This is a genomic window from Kitasatospora sp. NPDC057692 (assembly GCF_042799475.1).
In the GTDB taxonomy this organism is placed as follows: domain Bacteria; phylum Actinomycetota; class Actinomycetes; order Streptomycetales; family Streptomycetaceae; genus Kitasatospora.
Genome location: NZ_JBHVIV010000008.1, coordinates 84,962 through 102,311, shown reverse-complemented (window position 1 = coordinate 102,311; position 17,350 = coordinate 84,962). Strand labels below are relative to the sequence as shown.

Genomic DNA, 17,350 nt, shown 5'->3' with positions numbered 1-17,350 from the left:
GGGGCGGCTCCTCTCGGCGGCGCGGGCGATCCGCGCCGACCACCCATTCCTACCGGTGTGAACATGTACACGGACAGTGACTTTCCGGTCCGGTGCGCCGGGGTGCGCGACGTGTTCGCGCCTGTTGACAGTGCGCCGGCGCACTTGTTTCCGGCATATGCGCGCCCCGCAGCGCCCCCGGTCGGGCCTGACCTGACCCGGAACGCACCGACGGCCCACCGGTGGTGGACCGGTGGGCCGTCGGCACGGTGCCCGCGGGCGCGTACCGGTGTCAGGAGACGCGCTTGATCTGCCAGGAGTTGTTGTTGAAGCTCGGGCTGACCGAGTACCGGCAGCTGCTGCTGTAGAACTCGGACAGCTGCACCCAGCCGGCCGGCGGCAGCGCGGAGGCGCAGACGTTGAGCACGGTGCCGATCGGCAGGCCGTCGACCTGCTCGATCCTCTTCGCGTTGGGGCTGAAGGTCGACCCGCAGTTGTACTCGTTCCACCACTGGATGTCGACCCAGCCGCTGGGGGTGAGCTGGCTCCCGCAGACGTTCTGGGTGTCGCCGGGGGCGGCGTGCGCCGTGGTCGCGGTCAGCACGAGCGCGGCGGCGGCGCAGCCGACGGCCAGGACGGAGGCACGGAGACGGGACACGGTGCGGCTCCTCTCGGCGGCGCGGGCGGTCCGCGCCGGACACCCATTCCTACCGGCACCCCCATCGGTACGGACAGTGACTTTCCGGTCCGGCCGCGGGGCGCGCCCCGCGTTCGCGGCAATCGGCGGCCCACCGGCGGGCCCGGGCTCCTCCCCGCAGTGCCGACGGCCCGCCCGCGCCCCGGGAACGGGGGCGCGGGCGGGCCGGGCGGTGCGGCGGGGCGTCAGCCGGTGATCGGCTTGGCGTCCAGGCGGATGTGGTCGACGGCCCAGAACCAGTTGTTCCCGGCGTCGTACATCCGGAACTTGAGCGTCACGCTGCGGGCGCCCGCCGGAACGGCGAACTGCTTGGCGACGAAGGTGTTCTGGACGTCCTTGCCGGCATTGTCGTTGCCGGTGGCGTCGGAGCTGTAGAACACCAGGCGGGTCTCGGTGCCGTTGTCGAACACCGCGGTGACCGCGGCCTTCTGCGGGGCCTCCTGCCGGTAGTGCGAGTCGAAGCCCAGGTACAGGGTGGTGACGCCGGCCGGGACGGGCACGGCGGGCGAGACCAGGGTCGAGTCGAAGACGCCCTTCTTGGACGGCGAGCCGGTGTCGTCCCAGTCGTCCGGGTCGGCGACGGCCAGGATGCCCAGGCCGCGGGTGAAGTTTCCGCGGTCCTGGCCGGCCGGGTTGGACCACTCGCGCTTGGTGTGGAAGGTCCAGCCCTGGAGGCGGGTGGTGCCCTGCGGCATGCCCGGCGCGTTGACCACCGACCAGCCCTGCGGCGCCTGCGGCGTCCAGCCGAGGACGCCGCCGACCGGCTGGAGCGCGCCGGCCAGCGACTCGAAGTCCTCGCCGAGCAGGTGGCCGGCCATCACCGGCGCGGTGCGGGCGGCGAGCTCGCCGTCGGCGACGGCGAAGCGGTCGCCGGCCTGCGCCCGGGCGGTGACCAGGACGCGGTGGGTGGCGCCGTCCGCCAGCTGGGCGGGCGGGGTGACGTCCCACTCGGCGGTGGCGGTGGCCCCGGCGGCGAGCGAGGCGGGCGCGGCGGTGACGGCGGCGACCGTCCAGCCGGCCGGGACGACCGGCTGCGCCTCCAGCGCGGTGAGCGCGGTGGTGGCGGTGAAGCGGGCGGTGACCCGGGCCGGGCGGCCGGGCAGCAGGATCGCCTCGTCGATGGTGGTCGAGGCGGCCTTGAGCGCGACGTCCACGGCCAGCGGGTCGGCCAGGCCCATCGCCGGGTCGGTGAGCAGGTGCTCGCCGTCCCAGGGGAAGCGCCCGGCGATCCGGCGGCGGAAGCCCAGCTCGCCGCGGACGCCGACGGCGACGTCGTACCAGCCCTCGGGGCCGACCTTGACGTTGACCGTCTTGTCGTCGCCGGCGGCGACCCTGACCTCGCGCAGGCCGTCGCCGTAGGCGAGGTCGCCGACCAGGAAGGTCTGGGCGGTGCGCGAGCGGTTGATCACGTCCACCTCCAGCACCTTGCCGTCGCGCTCCTCGGAGAGCGAGATCTCGTAGGGCGCGTCGACGGTGCCGCGCAGGTGCCACAGCGCGCCGTTGGGGCCGTGCACGCGCAGGTCGTAGCCGTCCCGGCCGACCGTCCAGACGTCGGAGAGGCGGGACTTGGCGCCGACGGTGTAGTGGCGCGGCGGGGTGCCGGGCTCCGGGTAGACCGCGAAGACGGCGCCCTGCTTGCCCTGGTTGATGAAGTCGACGGTCAGCTGGTCGCCCTTGAGGCGCGGCTTGACCGTCAGGTTGTACGGGGCCGGGCGGGCGGCCCGGGTGCCGCGCGCCTGCTGCGGGAAGACCTGCGGGTTGGGCACGGTGGGCGCGGGCAGCTTTCCGGTGTCGGTGACCTTCTGGCGGTTGCCGCTGGTGTCCGGCAGCTCGGGCCAGCGCGGGTCGCGGCCGGAGAAGTCGAAGACGTTGGTGAGGTCGCCGCAGACCGAGCGCCGCCAGGGGCTGATGTTGGGCTCCTGGATGCCGAAGCGCTGCTCCAGGAAGCGCAGCACCGAGGTGTGGTCGTAGACGGTGGAGTCGACGACGCCGCCGCGGGTCCACGGCGAGACGACGACCATCGGCACCCGCACGCCCAGGCCCATCGGGTAGGGGCCGGAGACCAGGGTCTCGCCGGCGGGCAGGGTGTCGGACCAGGTGAGCGAGCCGTCGGCGGCCCTGACCCGGTACTTGCCGTCCTGGCTCACCACGCGGTGGTAGCTGGAGCCGCCCTTGCCCACCCGGACGACGACCTCGCCGTCGACCGGCACGGTGGACTTGCCGCGGCCGGCGGCCAGCGGCGGGACGGGCGGCAGCTGGTGGTCCATGAACCCGCCGTGCTCGTCGTAGTTGAGGATGAAGACGGTCTTCTGCCACACCTCGGGCTTGGCCGCCAGGGCCGCCAGCAGCCGGGCGGTGAGGTGCTCGCCGTTCGGCGGCGCGTAGTTGGCGTGCTCGGAGAGCGCGGCGGGGGCGACGATCCAGGAGACCTGCGGGAGGGTGTCGGCCCGGACGTCGGCGGCGAAGGCCTCGACCAGGGCGTCGCCCATCGCGAAGGGGTCGTTCTTCTTGGCCGGGTCGCCGACGGCGCGCATGCCGCGCTCGAAGAGCGGCTCACCGGGCTTGGCCTTGACGAAGGGGGTGAACCAGGCGAGCGCGTTGTCGTCGAAGTTGTCCAGCGCCTGGTAGGTCCTCCAGCTGACGCCGGCCTTCTCCAGGCGCTCGGCGTAGGTGGTCCACTCGTAGCCGCCGGGGATCTCGGTGTTGTCGGTGACCGGGGTGTCCCGGACGGTGCCGCCGCTGGTGCCCGTCATGAAGTGGTCGCGGTTGGTGTTGGTGTTGCACTGGACCGACGCGTAGTAGGCGTCACAGGTGGTGAACACCGAGGCGAGCGCGTGGTAGAAGGGCATGTCGGCGCTCTCGTAGTAGCCCTGGCCGAGCCAGCCGCTGGAGCGGCGGGTGACCGAGCCGTCGGCGAGGCCGTCGTTCCAAGCCTTCATCGAGTCGACGAAGCCGAACGCGGGGGCGCCCTGCTGGTAGGCGTTGGTGTGGGCGGCGTTCATCGCGAAGGGCAGCAGGTAGCCCTCCTTGCGACTGGGGTCGGGCTGGTGGAAGACCGAGCGGCCGTTGACGCCGCGCACCGCCGTGCGGTCGCCGAAGCCGCGGACGCCGGCCTGGGTGCCGAAGTAGTGGTCGAAGGCGCGGTTCTCCTGCATGAACACCACGACGTGCTGGATGTCCGCCAGCCGGCCGGGGCGGGCCGGCGCGGCGAGCGCCTCGCGCACGCTGAGCGGGAGGGCGGACAGCACGGCGGCCGCCGCCGCGCCGCCGAGCAGGGTGCGGCGCGACAGTTCGGGCTTCGGACTCATCGGGGGTGGCTCCTTGTACAAAGCGGGGGTGGTCGGACGCTTTGGTCCAGACCCGTTATGTGTACGGGCCCCAGATGGACGGGAGCGGCGGGTTCGATGGCGCGTCGATGACGGACAGTGAACCCCGAGCTGTACAGACAACTTGACCCAGACCCGCGACCCTCGACGACACCCGGCGCAACACTCTTGACAGCGCCTTCCGCAGGGCATTTGACGGCACTCCTTCAAATTCCCGGGAATCCCGGAAAAGGAAGGTAGTTGACGAACCGTCGGCAGGCACCGGCCAGGTCGTGGACAACCCTTGACGAGGCATGTGGTCTGTGGAAATCTCTCGGCAGGTCCAGGCCAATGATCTTCGAACGGGGGAGAGGATCGGATCGCCTGACGCTTCAGGGGGGAATCCTGGGAGTCGGGCCCGGCCGAGCCTCGGCGTCCTGCCGACCGGTCCGCGGGGCGGGCCGGCCACCCTTCGGCAGCCGCGCCGTCCGACCGCGCCGTGCCGCGTCCGCGCCGCCACGGACACCGCTCGGACGGGTGCCCCGCAGCTCCGTCTCCGACTCCCGAATCGAGCACAGCATGTCCGACTCCCCCAACCGGCCCGACCCCGCCTCCGCCGCGGGGGAACCCGCGAGAGCGACGGACGCCACCGGGCCCGCCTCCCCCGCCCAGCACGGGATCTGGCTCACCAGCAGACTCACCCACGTTCCCGAGGTCTTCCACCTCGCCCTGCGCCTCGCCTTCGACCGGATCGACACCGGGGCGCTGGCCGCCGCCGTCGCCGCCACCGCCGCCCGGCACCCCGCGCTCGGGTCCGCCCTGGTGGAGCGGGACGGCGTGGTCCACCGGATACCCGCCGGCCGGGCGCCCGCCCTCACCGTCCTCGACACGGCCGCCGACAGCGCCGAGGCGCTCGCCAAGCGGCTCGCCGAGGAGCTCGCCCTCCCCTTCGACCTGGCCACCGGGCCGCTCGCCCGGTTCACCCTGCACCAGCGGCCGGACGGCGGCGCCGAACTGCTGGTGGTGGCCCACCACGCGGTCTTCGACGGCAACTCCAAGGACGTGCTCGTCGCCGACCTGGCCGCCGGGTACGCCGCCGCCCTCGCGGGTGAGGCGCCCGCCGCGGCCGTGACCGCCGCCGAAGCCCCCCGGCAGCCCGACGCCGCCCTCGTCGAGGCCGCCGCCGCCTTCCACGGCCCCCGCTGGGCCGCCGCCACCGACCCGGTGCTGCCCGGCGGCGCGCGGGCCACCACCGACGCCGGCCCCGGCGAGGCCGTCACCTGGCGGCTGGACGGCCCCGGCCGGACCGCCGTCGCCCGGGCCGCCCGGGAGGCCGGGGTCACCGTCTTCGAGTTCCTGCTCGCCGCCCTGCACGGCCTGCTGCACCGCTACGGCGGCGAGGCCGTCCCGGTCGCCGTCCCGTTCGGCACCCGCCGCCCCGGGCAGCCCGCGGAGATCGGGCTGTTCGTCAACGAGCTGCCCGTGTACGCCCCGGCCGGCACCGACGAGCACGGCGGCTTCGCGTCCTACGCCCGGGCCGTGCGCGACGAGGTCCGGCTGGTCTCGGCCCACCGCGCCGTCCCGTTCGGCACCGCCGTGCCCGGCCTCACCCCCCGGGCCGGGCTCGCCCCGGTCTCCTTCGGCTACCGCCGCCGCACCACCGCCGAGCCGGCCTTCCCGGGCAGCGCGACCCGGGTCGACTGGGCGGTCTTCCACCACGCGGCCCGCAACACCCTGCACCTGCAGGCCGTCGAGGACGCGGGGGCGATCGACTTCTCCCTCCAGTACGACCCGGCCGTGCTCGCCGCGCCCGCCGCCCGGCGGATCGCCGGCCACCTCGCCACCCTGCTCGCGGCCGCCGCGGCCGACCCCGGCACGGCGCTGGGCGACCTGCCGCTGCTCGACGCCGCCGAGCAGCGCCTGGTCACCACCGCCTGGAACGACACCGCGCGCGCCTACCCGGCCGAGCGGACCGTGCTCGACCTGGTCCGGGAGCAGGCCGCCGCCGCCCCGGACGCGCCCGCCGTGGTCGCCGGCGAGCAGCGGCTGACCTACCGAGAGCTGCTGGAGCGCGCCGAGCGGCTCGCCGGCGCGCTGACCGCGGCCGGCATCGGCCGCGACGACCTGGTCGGCCTGCACCTCGCCCGCACCGCCGACCTGCCGGCCGCGCTGCTCGCCGTGCACGCCGTCGGCGCGGGCTACCTGCCGCTGGACCCGGGCTACCCGGCCGAGCGGCTGGCCTTCGTGCTCGCCGACTCCGGCGCCGCCCTGCTGCTGGCCGACCGCGAGCCGGCGCCCGAGGTGGCCGCCGCCGCCCCGGCCGTGCTCCGCCTCCCGGCGGCGGGGGACGCGCCCGCCCCGGCCGGGGCCGCCCCCGGCCGGCTCGCCTACGTGCTCTACACCTCCGGCTCCACCGGCCGCCCCAAGGGCGTGGAGATCGGCCACCGGGCGCTGGTCAACCTGCTCGCCGCCTTCGCCGACCGGCTGGGCTCCGGCCCCCGGGACGTCTGGCTCGGCCTCACCTCGCTCTCCTTCGACATCTCCGCCCTCGAACTGCTGCTGCCGCTGACCACCGGCGGGCGGCTGGTGCTGGCCCCGGACGGCCTGGCCGTCGACGGGCCCGGGCTGCGCGCCCTGGTCGAGCGCGAGGGCGTCACCCACGTCCAGGCCACCCCCTCCGGCTGGCGGGTCCTGCTCGGCGCCGGGCCGCTGCCGTCCGGGCTCACCGGCCTGGTCGGCGGCGAGGCCCTGCCGCTGCCGCTGGCCCGGCAGCTGCGGGCCGGCACCGACCGGCTGCTCAACGTCTACGGGCCGACCGAGACCACCATCTGGTCCACCTGCGCCGAACTCCCGGCCGCCCCGGAGGCCGTCCGGATCGGCCGGCCGATCGCCAACACCCGCGCCCACGTGCTGGACGCCCGGCGCCGGCCGCTGCCGATCGGGGTGCCGGGCGAGCTGTACCTGGGCGGCGACGGCCTCGCCGAGGGCTACCTCGGACGGCCCGAGCTGACCGCCGAGCGCTTCGTCGAGGACCCCTTCGGCGCGTCCGGCGACCGGCTCTACCGCACCGGCGACCTGGTCGCCTGGACCCCCGAGGGCGAACTGGAGTTCCTCGGCCGGCTGGACGACCAGGTCAAGATCCGCGGCCACCGGATCGAGCTCGGCGAGATCGAGTCCGCGCTGCTCGCCCACCCGGCCCTCGCCGAGGCCGCCGCCGCGGTGCACCGGGAGGAGGACGGCGAGGAGCCGTTCGTCGCCGGGTACCTCGTCCCGGCCGCCGGGAGCGCCGCCCCCTCCCCCGCCGAGCTGCGCGCCTTCCTCCAGCAGAAGCTGCCCGGCGCCGCCGTCCCGCAGCGCTTCCTGGTCCTCGACCGGCTGCCGCTGACGCCCAACGGCAAGCTGGACCGGCGCGCGCTGCCCGTCCCACCGGTGCCGGCCGAGACGGCCGCCGCCGCACCGGTCGACACACAGGACCGGGACGAGGTGCTCACCGCCGTCCTCGGAATCTGGTCCGAGGTGCTGCGGCTGCCCGACCTCGGCCCCGAGGAGGACCTCTTCGAACTCGGCGGACACTCCCTGACGATCATCCAGATCACCGCCAGGATCCGCGACCTGCTCGGCGTCGAGCTGGACTTCGACGTCTTCTTCGCCACCCCGACCCCGCTCGGCATCGCCGCGGCCGTCCGCGAACTGCGCTGACCCGCGGGCGGCGCGGACACCCCCGCGCCGCCCGCGCCCCGCGCCCCGCGGTCTCCCTGCTCCCGCGTCTCCCTCCCTGCGCCCTCGCCTCCCCTTCCCCGCGGCGGCCCGGCCTCGCGGCGACCCCGCCCGACGGCACGGTGCCCACCGCCCTGACGTGCGCCGAATGGAACACCCGATGACCGACCTCCAGGACCCCGCCGCCGGGTTGTCCGCGACCAAGCGCGCGCTGCTCGCCCAGCGGCTGCGCGCCGCCGCGGCCGGCTCCGCGGACGCCTCCGGACCGACCCCCGCGAACACCGTCCCCGCCCGGCCCCCGGGCGCCGGGGTTCCGCTCTCCAGCGGCCAGGAACGGCTCTGGTTCATGGACCAGTTCGCCCCCGGCTCCACCGCCTGGACCCTCGCCCCGGCCCGCCGGATGCGCGGCCCGCTCGACCGCGCCGCGCTCGACGCCGCCCTCACCGACCTGCTCGCCCGGCACGAGGCGCTGCGGATGTCCTTCCCCGCCACGCCCGACGGCACCGCACAGGTCCGGATCGCCGAACCGGCGCCGTGCGCGGCCGAGTTCGTCGACGCCGAGGACGACCCGGACCCGGCCGCCCGGGCCGCCCGGGAGCTCGGCGCGCGGGTGGCGGAGCCCTTCGACCTCGCCGCCGGACCGCTGCTGCGCGCCCTGCTGGTGCGCACCGCCCCGGACGAGCACGTGCTCGCCCTGGTCATGCACCACATCGTCAGCGACGGCTGGTCGCTCGACCTGCTGCACCGCGAGCTCGACGCGCTCTACGCCCGGCACGCGCACGGCACCCCGGACGGGCTGGCGGAGCTGCCCGTGCAGTTCGGCGACTACGCCCGCTGGCAGCGCGAGCGGCTGGCCGGCGAGGCGCTGGCCGGCTCCCGCGGGTACTGGCGCGAGGAGCTGCGCGACGTCCCCGCCCTGGAACTGCCCACCGACCGGCCCCGGCCGCCGGTGGTGACCTTCGACGGCGCCGCCGCCGAGTTCCACTGGAGCCCCGAACTCGGCCGGGGCGTCGCCGCCCTGGCGCGCGCCTCGAACGCCTCCGGGTACATGGTGCTGATGGCCGCGCTGCAGGTGCTGCTCGGCCGGCACGCCGGGCAGCGGGACTTCGCGATCGGATCGGCCGTCGCCGGCCGCCTGCACCGCGAACTCGAAGGCATGGTCGGCCTGTTCGTCAACATGCTGCCGATCCGCTCGCGGCTGGAGGGCGATCCCGGCTTCGCCGAGCTGGTGGGCCGGGTGCGCGGCACCACCCTCGACGCGTACACCCACCAGGAGGTGCCGTTCGAGCAGATGGTGGCCGACCTCGACATCGAGCGCGACGTCAGCCGCTCCGCCGTCTTCCAGGTCAGCCTCGCCTTCCAGAACTACGGCGACCGCAGCGCCGCCACCGCCCCCGAGGCCCCCGGCGTACCGGCCTCCGAGGGCTTCGGCCACGAGGCCGCCACCACCCGCACCGACCTCGCCTTCTACCTGCGGGAGAAGTCCGACGGCGGCCTGTACGGGCTGGTCACCTACCGCACCGACCTGTTCGACGCCGCCACCGTGCGGCAGCTGGTCGAGCGCTTCGAGCTGCTGGTCGCGGCCGCGGTGGCCGACCCGGAGCGGCCGGTCTCCCGGCTGCCGCTGCTCACCCCCGGCGAGCGGCAGGACGTCCTGGAGCGGTGGGCCGCCGGACCGGCGCTGCCCGACCCGGCCGACGGCCCGCGCACCCTCACCGCCCTGCTCGCCGACACCGCGCGCGCCCACCCGGACCGCCCGGCCCTGGAGTTCGAGGGCCGCACCGTCGACTACCGCGAGCTGGACGAGCGCGCCACCGGCCTCGCCCGCCGGCTGCGGGCGCTCGGCGTCGGACCGGACGACCGGGTCGCGGTCTGCCTGGAGCAGTCGGCCGACCTGGCCGTCGCCCTGGTCTCCGTCCTGAAGGCCGGCGGCGCCTACCTGCCGCTGGACCCGGAGCAGCCGCCCGCCCGCCTCGCCCACCTGGTGGCCGACGCGGACGTGCGGGTGCTGCTCACCGACTCCGCGCTGCGCGAGCGCTTCCCCGGCTACGAGGGCGCCGCGCTGCTGCTGGACACCGACCCCGCACCGCGCGACCCGCGGCCGCTGGAGGAGGCCTCCGGGCCGGAGCAGCTGGCCTACGTGATCTACACCTCCGGCTCCACCGGCACCCCCAAGGGCGTCGCCGTCCAGCACCGCCAGATCCTCAACTACCTGGCCGGGGTGCGGGAGCGGCTGCGGATCGAACCGGGCGCCGGCTACGGGCTGCTGCAGTCGCTCTCCTTCGACTTCAGCATCACCATGCTCTACCTCGCACTGAGCACCGGCGGCCGGGTCCACCTGCTGCCGCGCCGCATCGCGGGCGCCGAACTCGCCGAGCAGATCGAGCGCCTGGAGCTCGACTACCTCAAGATGACGCCCTCCCACCTGGCCGCGCTGGGCTCCGACGCCCCGATGGAGCGGCTGCTGCCGCGCCGGGCGCTGGTGCTCGGCGGCGAGGCCTCGGCCTGGCCGTGGGCCGCCGAACTCGCCGCCCTCGGCCGCTGCGCGGTCTTCAACCACTACGGCCCGACCGAGGCCACCGTCGGCGTGACCGTCCACGAGGTCACCGCCGAGGCCGCCGGCCCCGGCAGCACCCCGATCGGCACCCCGCTCGCCGGCGCCCGCTGCCACGTCCTCGACGAGGCGATGCAGCCGGTGCCGCCGGGCGTCACGGGCGAGCTGTACCTGGGCGGCGACCGGCTGGCCCGCGGCTACCTCGGCCGCCCCGACCTGACCGCCGAGCGCTTCGTCGACGACCCGTTCGGCGCCGCCGGCGACCGGCTCTACCGCACCGGCGACCTGGCCCGCTGGCGCACCGACGGCACGCTCGACTACCTGGGCCGGGCCGACGACCAGATCAAGGTGCGCGGCTACCGGGTCGAGCCCGGCGAGGTCGAGGCCGCCCTCACCGCGCTGCCCGGCATCACCCAGGCCGTCGTACTGGCCCGCGGCGAGGGGCTGCGGCAGACCCTGGTCGCCTACCTGGAGCACCCGGGCGGCGGCCCGGCCCCGGCGGCGGCCGAACTGCGCGAGACCCTCGGCGAGGTCCTGCCCGACTACATGGTCCCGGCCCGCTTCGTGGTCCTGGAGCGGCTGCCGCTGCTGGCCCACGGCAAGGTCGACCGGCGCAACCTGCCCGAGCCCGAGGAACCCGCCGCCAGCGGCGAGTTCGTCGAACCCGAGGGCGAGGCCGAGGAGTTCATCGCCGCCCTGTGGGCCGAACTGCTGGGCGTGCCCCGGGTCGGCGCCCTGGACGACTTCTTCGAACTCGGCGGGCACTCGCTGCTGGCCACCCAGGTGGTCGCCAAGCTCCGCCGCCAGTACCCCGAACTCCCCACCCCGGTCGGGGTGATGGACCTCTTCAAGTACCCCACCGTGCGCCGGCTGGCCGCCCTGGTCAGCGACCCGCACGCCGACCGCGGACCGCGCAGCCTGCTGCACCTGCTCACCCCGCCCGGCCGCAAGGTCGGCGCGAGCCTGGTCTGCGCCCCGTACGGCGGCGGCAGCGCGCTCATCTACAAGCCGCTCGCCGACGCGCTGCCCGCCGACTGGGCCCTGCACTCGCTCGCCGTCCCCGGCCACGAGCTGGGCGAGGAGGCGATGGACGTCGACGAGGTCGCGGCCGGCTGCGCCCAGGAGATCCTCGACAACGTCGAGGGCCGCATCGTCCTGTACGGCCACTGCGGGGTCGGCGTCCGGCTGGCCGTCGAGATCGCCCGGCGGGTCGAGGCCGCGGGCCGCGAGATCGACGCGATCCACCTCGGCGGCATCTTCCCGTTCGCCCGCCCGCGCGGCCGCGGCGCCGCCGTCGGCGAGTGGTGGGCCCGGACCGCCGACAAGCTGCGCAGCGACCAGGGCATGATCAACGCCCTGGCGGCGGCGGGCCTGGAGACCGACGAGGTCGGCACCGAGCAGCTGCGGCTGATGGTCGCCAACCGGCGGACCGGCACCCGGGAGGCCGAGCAGTACTTCACCCGGCTGTTCGAGAGCGAGGACGGCCGGATCAAGGCCCCGGTCTACGCGGTCTGCGGCGACCGGGACCCGGCCACCGAGTTCTACGAGGAGCGGTACCACGAGTGGCACCGGCTCAGCGACACCACCGGTGTGGTGGTGCTCGACGAGGCGGGCCACTTCTACCTCAAGTACCGGGCCGCCGAACTCGCCGAGATCGTCACCACGGTGCACCGCTCGGTGGCCGACGGCGAGGAGGACCGGCACCGGCGCACCGAGGGCGCCACCTGGTGGCTGGCCGGGGTGTCCCGCGACGCCTCGCAGGCCCCCGCCGCCGCGTCCACCGCGGTGCGCCCGACCATGCGCCGCTTCCTCGGCGTCGCCGCCGGCCAGCAGATCTCGATGATCGGCTCGGCGCTCACCGAGTTCGCCCTGCCGGTGTGGATCTACCTCACCACCGGCTCGCTCGCCCAGTTCGGCCTGCTGGCCGCCTGCGGCCTCGTCCCCGGCATCCTCACCGCGCCGCTCGCGGGCGCCCTGGTGGACCGCGGCGACCGGCGCCGGATCATGCTGTACGGCGACGTCGCGGCGGGCCTCACCCAGGCCGTGATGCTGCTGCTCTACCTCACCGACTCCCTGGAGGTCTGGCACGCGTACGTGCTGATCGCGCTGCTGTCGACGGCACTCACCTTCCAACGGCTGGCCTGGAACTCGGCCGTGCCGCAGCTCGTCCCCAAGCGCTTCCTCGGCCGCGCCAACGGCGTCGTGCAGATGGCCTTCGGCCTCGCCCAGTTCCTGGTCCCGCTGTTCGCGGTCGGTCTGCTGTCGGCGATCGGCCTCGGCGGCATCCTCGTGATGGACGTCGCCAGCTACGTGGTCGCCACCGGCGTCACCCTGGCCGTGCGCTTCCCCGACGTGATGGCCGCGCGGCGCCGCGAGAGCGTCACCGCCGAGATCCGGGCCGGGTTCCGGCGGGCGCTCGGCAGCCGGCACTTCCGGGCCATGCTGCTGTTCTTCGCGGTGCTCAATATCTTCCTGTCCCCGCTGTTCCTGCTCACCACCCCGCTGGTGCTCTCCTTCGCCCCGCTCGCGGCCGCCGGCTGGGTCTCGGTCGCGGCCGGGCTCGGCGCCGTGCTCGGCGGTCTGACCCTGCTGGTCTGGGGCGGGCCGCGCCGGCTGCGGCTGCGCGGCGTGCTGTTCTCGACCCTCGGCCTGGCCGCCGCCTGCCTGGTGACCGGCCTGCGCCCGAGCGTCTGGCCGGTGGCGCTCGGCGCGTTCGGCATGGCGTACGCGCTGGGTCTGGTCAACGGCGTCTACGCGACCATCGTGCAGACCAAGGTGCCGCTGCGCTTCCACGGCCGGGTGATCGCGGTCAACACCATGGTGGCCTGGTCCACCCTCCCGGTCGGTTTCGCCGTCGTCGCCCCGATCGGGCCGCGCCTGGTCCAGCCGTGGATCGACGAGAACGGCGCGCTGGCCGACACCGTCGGCCGTCTGATCGGCACCGGCGAGGGCCGCGGCATCGGTCTGCTCTACCTGCTGTTCGGCCTCGCCATGGCGCTGCTCGTGGCAGTCTGCCTGGCCGTCCCGGCACTGCGCCACTTCGACCGCGACGTCCCCGACGCCGAGCCCGACGACCTGGTCGGCCTGGCCACCCTCTCGGCCCGCGCCGGGACCGTGCCCCCGTCCGACTCCCTCCCCGCCACGTCCGCCGAAGCCGAAGCCGAGGCCGCCGTGTCCGCCGAACCCTCCGCCGCACCCGCGCGCCGTACCGGAACCGAGGCCGCCGTCCGATGACCACCACCGACCGGATCCTCGCCGGCGCCCGCCCCGCCGAGGCCGTCCACCCGCTCACCGAGGAACAGCGCCGGCTCTGGTTCCTCCAGCAGCTCCACCCCGCCGACCCCGGCTTCAACATGTACCTGAGCCGCCGCTGGAGCGGCCCGCTGGACGTCGCCGCGCTGCGCACCGCGCTGGACCGGGTGACGGCCCGGCACGAACCGCTGCGCACCCGCTTCGCCCTGGACGGCGAGGCGCCCGTCCAGCTGGTCGAGCCGCCCGCGCCCGTCCCGCTCGACCTGGTCGCACTCGCCCCCGGCGCGGGCGAACAGGACTTCACCGAGGCCTGCCGGCCCACCGTCAACACGCCCTTCGACCTCGCCGGACGCCCGCCGCTGCGCGCCGTCCTGGTCTCCTCCGGCCCGGACGAGCACGCGCTCATGCTGGTCGTCCACCACATCGTCTCGGACGGCTGGTCGTTCAAGATCCTCTGGCGCGAGCTGCTCGCGCTGTACCGGGAGGCGCTCGGCGAGGCCCCGGCCGGCCTCGCGCCGCTCGCCCTGCGGTACGGCGACGTCGCACGCGCCGAGCAGGAGCGCGCGGCGGCGGGCGGCACCGAGACGGCGTTCCGCTACTGGGCGGAGAAGCTGGCCGGCACCGGCCGGCTGCGGCTGCCGCTGGACCACCCCCGCCCGGCCGAGCCGCAGCACCCCGCGGGCTTCGCCGCGGTGGCGCTGGACCCGGAGCTGACGGCGGCGCTGGACGCGCTGGCCCGGCGCGAGCGCTGCACCCCGTTCATGGTGCTGCTCGCCGCCTACCAGTGCGTGCTGGCCCGCTGGACCGGCAGCACCGACTTCGTGGTCGGCACCCCGCTGGCGGGCCGCACCGAGGCGGTGCAGGAGGAGCTGATCGGCTACTTCGCCCGCACCGGCGTGCTCCGCGCCGACCTCACCGGCGAGCCCGGCTTCCGCACCGTGCTGCACCGCGTCCGCACCGCCACCCTGGGCGCGCTGAGCCACCAGGACGTCCCGCTGGAGCGGCTCGCCGCCCATCTGGACCTGCCCGCCGAGGCCGGCGCGGCGCCGCTCTACCAGGCGGTGTTCGTCCACCAGAGCCAGTACGACCTGACCGGGGAGGAGGGCGGCGCGCCGCTGCCCTCCGGGGTGCGCACCGCCTCCATGGACTCCGGCTTCGAGCGGGCCAAGACCGATCTGCTGCTGGACAGCTGGCGCACCCCGGACGGCGGGCTGACGCTCTCGTTCTCGTTCGACCGGGAGGTCCTCGACCCGGCGACGGTGGCCGCGCTCGGCACCCGCTGCCGGGCGCTGCTGGCCGCCGCCGTCGAGGACGCCGCGGTGCCGCTGCACGGCGACTGGCTGATCGGGGCGGAGGAGCGCGCCGAGCTGCTCGCCCTCGGCGCCGGTCCCGACGTGCCGCCCACGGTCCGCCCCGTCCTCGCCCGCTTCGCCGAACGGGCCGCCGCCGCCCCGGACGCCCCGGCGCTGGAGTGCGACGGCCTGGCCCTGTCCTACGCCGAGCTGGACCACCGCTCGACCGAACTGGCCGAGCGGCTCGGCCCGGTCGCCGGACAGCTGGTCGCCGTCCGGTTGGCGCCCTCCTTCGAACTGGTGACGGCCCTGCTGGCGATCTGGAAGGCCGGCGCGGGCTACCTGCCGCTCGACCCGGCCCACCCGGAGGAGCGGCGGCGGCTGATGGTCCGCGAGTCCGGCGCCGTCCTGCTGCTGACCGACGAGGGCGGCGAGGGCCTGCGGGTGCTGCCCGGCGCCGACCCGGTGGACTCCGAGGACCGGGCCGGCCTCGCCTACGTCCTCTACACCTCCGGCTCCACCGGCACCCCCAAGGCGGTGGCCGTCGACCACGCCGCCCTGGCCGCCCGGGTCGACTGGATGGCCGGCCCCGACGGCTACCGCCTCGCCCCCGGGGACCGGATCGTCCAGTTCGCCTCGATCGGCTTCGACACCCACGCCGAGGAGCTGTGGCCCGCCCTCGCCGCCGGCGCCTGCGTCGTCCTGCTCCCCGGCGGCGGCCGGACCCTGCCCGAGCTGCTGCGCGGCCCGCACGGCCCGTCGGTCACCGTGCTCGACCTGCCGACCGCCTACTGGGAGGAGCTGGTCTCGCACGACGGGCGCACCCCGTGGCCGACCGCGCTGCGGCTGGTGGTGCTCGGCGGCTCCGAGGCCCGCGCCGACGCCGTCGCCCGCTGGCGGGAGCGGCACGGCGACACGGTGCGGCTGGTCAACACCTACGGCCCGACCGAGGCCACCGTCATCGTCACCGCCGCCGACCTCGGTGCCCCGGACGCCGGGCGCCGCCCGCCGCTCGGCCGCCCGCTGCCGGGCGTGCGGCTGTACGTGCTGGACGAGCGCGGCGCCCTGCTGCCGCGCGGCTCGGAGGGCGAGCTGTCCATCGGCGGCACCGGCCTGGCCCGGGGCTACCTGGGCCGCCCCGACCTGACGGCCGCCGCGTTCGCCGAGGACCCGTTCGCGGGCGGAACGCTGTACCGCACCGGTGACCGGGCCCGCTGGCGCACCGACGGGACCCTCGACTACCTCGGCCGCACCGACGAGCAGATCAAGCTGCGCGGCTACCGGATCGAACCGGCCGAGATCGAGGCCGCCCTGACCGGCCGTCCGGACGTGCTGCGCGCGGCCGCCGTCGTGCTCGGCGGCCGCCGGCTGGTCGCGTACGCCGTCCCGGCCCCCGGCGCCGAGCCGGACCCGGGCGTCCTGCGCGAGCACCTCGCCGTCCGGCTGCCCGCCTACCTGGTGCCGGACACGGTGGTCCTCCTGGACACCCTGCCGCTGACCCTCAACGGCAAGCTCGACACCGCCGCCCTCCCCGAGCCGGCCCCGGCCGCCGCCGGCCGGTACGTGGCGCCGCGGACCGACGCCGAGCAGCTGGTCACCCAGCTGTGGCAGGAGGTCCTGGGGGTGCCGCGGGTCGGCGTCCTCGACGACTTCTTCGAGCTCGGCGGGGACTCGCTGCTGGTCACCCGGGTCGTCGCCCGGATCCGCGCGGGGGTCGGCCTGGACGTCCCGATCCGCGACGCCTTCGAGCTCTCCACGGCCGCCGCGCTCGCCGCGCGGGTCGAGGAGCTGCTCATCGCGGAGATCGAGGCGCTCAGCGAGGACGAGGCCGCCGACCGGCTGGACGGCTGATCAAGGCCGGGGCGCAGGCGTCCGGACGGACGCCTGCGCCTCGGCGGCGGTCTTGAGGTCGGTCAGCCACCCCTCCAGGCCCGCCGTGAGGATCGCGGTCGCCATCGGCACGTTGGCGTCGACCTGCGGCCCGGTGTGGGTCTCCTCGGTGCTCACCTTCACCCCGCCCGCGACCCTGCTGAAGGTCCAGACGTGCACACCGTCGATGTGCACCCCCTCCCCGACCGCCGGACCGGTCCAGCGGATGCACGAGCCCTGCTTGAGCTGACGCACGGTCGAGGTGATGTCCAGGCCGGTGGCCGGGATCCCGGTCCCGGGCGGCACCGGGGTGGTCCAGTGGAACGCCGACCCGGCTCGGAAGCGGCCGTGGTCGAGGCGCTCGGCGCCGGTGACCGCCCGCTGCCAGGACGGCCAGCGGTCCACGTCCGTCTGCAGCCTCCAGACCACCTCCAGCGGAGCGTCGATCACGGCTTCCGTCCGGTACCGGACCTGCGCGGCCGGGTCGACGCCTGCGCCCCGGCAGCCGAGCCTCTTCGCGGGCTGCGCCCCGGACGGCGCCGCGGCACCGAACAGCAGCGCGGCGACCAGCGGAGCGGTGATCACAGCGGCTCGAATCCCCATCACGGCATTTCCTTCCCTAGTGCCCATCACTTCCGTTACAAGTTCTAACTCCTCATCGCTCCAACAGTCAATAGCGTCCGTG

General features: G+C 75.5%; 6 protein-coding genes. 3 read left to right on the top strand and 3 right to left on the bottom strand.

What is annotated here, in order from left to right; all coding sequences use genetic code 11:
• Positions 1–271 precede the first annotated feature (271 nt).
• Entirely contained in the window at positions 272–637 is a 366-nt protein-coding gene (locus tag ACFVFS_RS07315; RefSeq protein WP_380621116.1) for a hypothetical protein, read from the bottom strand.
• 224 nt (positions 638–861) lie between these two features.
• Positions 862–3,984 carry a phosphocholine-specific phospholipase C gene (locus tag ACFVFS_RS07310; protein WP_380621114.1) on the bottom strand — a complete coding sequence of 1,041 codons (3,123 nt, stop codon included), beginning with the start codon at positions 3,982–3,984 and terminating at the stop codon, positions 862–864.
• Between the two features lie 576 nt (positions 3,985–4,560).
• Between ACFVFS_RS07310 and ACFVFS_RS07305 the strand changes: the two genes are divergently transcribed.
• From ACFVFS_RS07305 to ACFVFS_RS07295, 3 genes are all read left to right on the top strand, one after another.
• Positions 4,561–7,680 carry an amino acid adenylation domain-containing protein gene (locus ACFVFS_RS07305; protein ID WP_380621112.1) on the top strand — a complete coding sequence of 1,040 codons (3,120 nt, stop codon included), beginning with the start codon at positions 4,561–4,563 and terminating at the stop codon, positions 7,678–7,680.
• A 178-nt stretch (positions 7,681–7,858) separates the two neighbouring features.
• Entirely contained in the window at positions 7,859–13,486 is a 5,628-nt protein-coding gene (locus tag ACFVFS_RS07300; protein ID WP_380621110.1) for an amino acid adenylation domain-containing protein, read from the top strand.
• Positions 13,483–16,647 (top strand): amino acid adenylation domain-containing protein, encoded by a 3,165-nt coding sequence (locus ACFVFS_RS07295; protein ID WP_380621108.1) that lies wholly within the window; start codon positions 13,483–13,485, stop codon positions 16,645–16,647. Before ACFVFS_RS07300 ends, ACFVFS_RS07295 begins: the two co-directional genes overlap by 4 nt.
• Here the strand turns inward: ACFVFS_RS07295 and ACFVFS_RS07290 are convergent, their stop codons facing one another.
• Positions 16,648–17,268, bottom strand: a complete 621-nt coding sequence (locus ACFVFS_RS07290; RefSeq protein ID WP_380621106.1) for an SRPBCC family protein — start codon at positions 17,266–17,268, stop codon at positions 16,648–16,650.
• Between the last annotated feature and the right edge of the window lie 82 nt (positions 17,269–17,350).

Bases quoted from the DNA above. Each gene is read 5' to 3' on its own strand.
- ACFVFS_RS07300 (WP_380621110.1), top strand. From the start codon at position 7,859: ATGACCGACCTCCAGGACCCCGCCGCCGGGTTGTCCGCGACCAAGCGC.
- ACFVFS_RS07305 (WP_380621112.1), top strand. From the start codon at position 4,561: ATGTCCGACTCCCCCAACCGGCCCGACCCCGCCTCCGCCGCGGGGGAA.
- ACFVFS_RS07290 (WP_380621106.1), bottom strand. From the start codon at position 17,268: ATGGGGATTCGAGCCGCTGTGATCACCGCTCCGCTGGTCGCCGCGCTG.
- ACFVFS_RS07295 (WP_380621108.1), top strand. From the start codon at position 13,483: ATGACCACCACCGACCGGATCCTCGCCGGCGCCCGCCCCGCCGAGGCC.
- ACFVFS_RS07310 (WP_380621114.1), bottom strand. From the start codon at position 3,984: ATGAGTCCGAAGCCCGAACTGTCGCGCCGCACCCTGCTCGGCGGCGCG.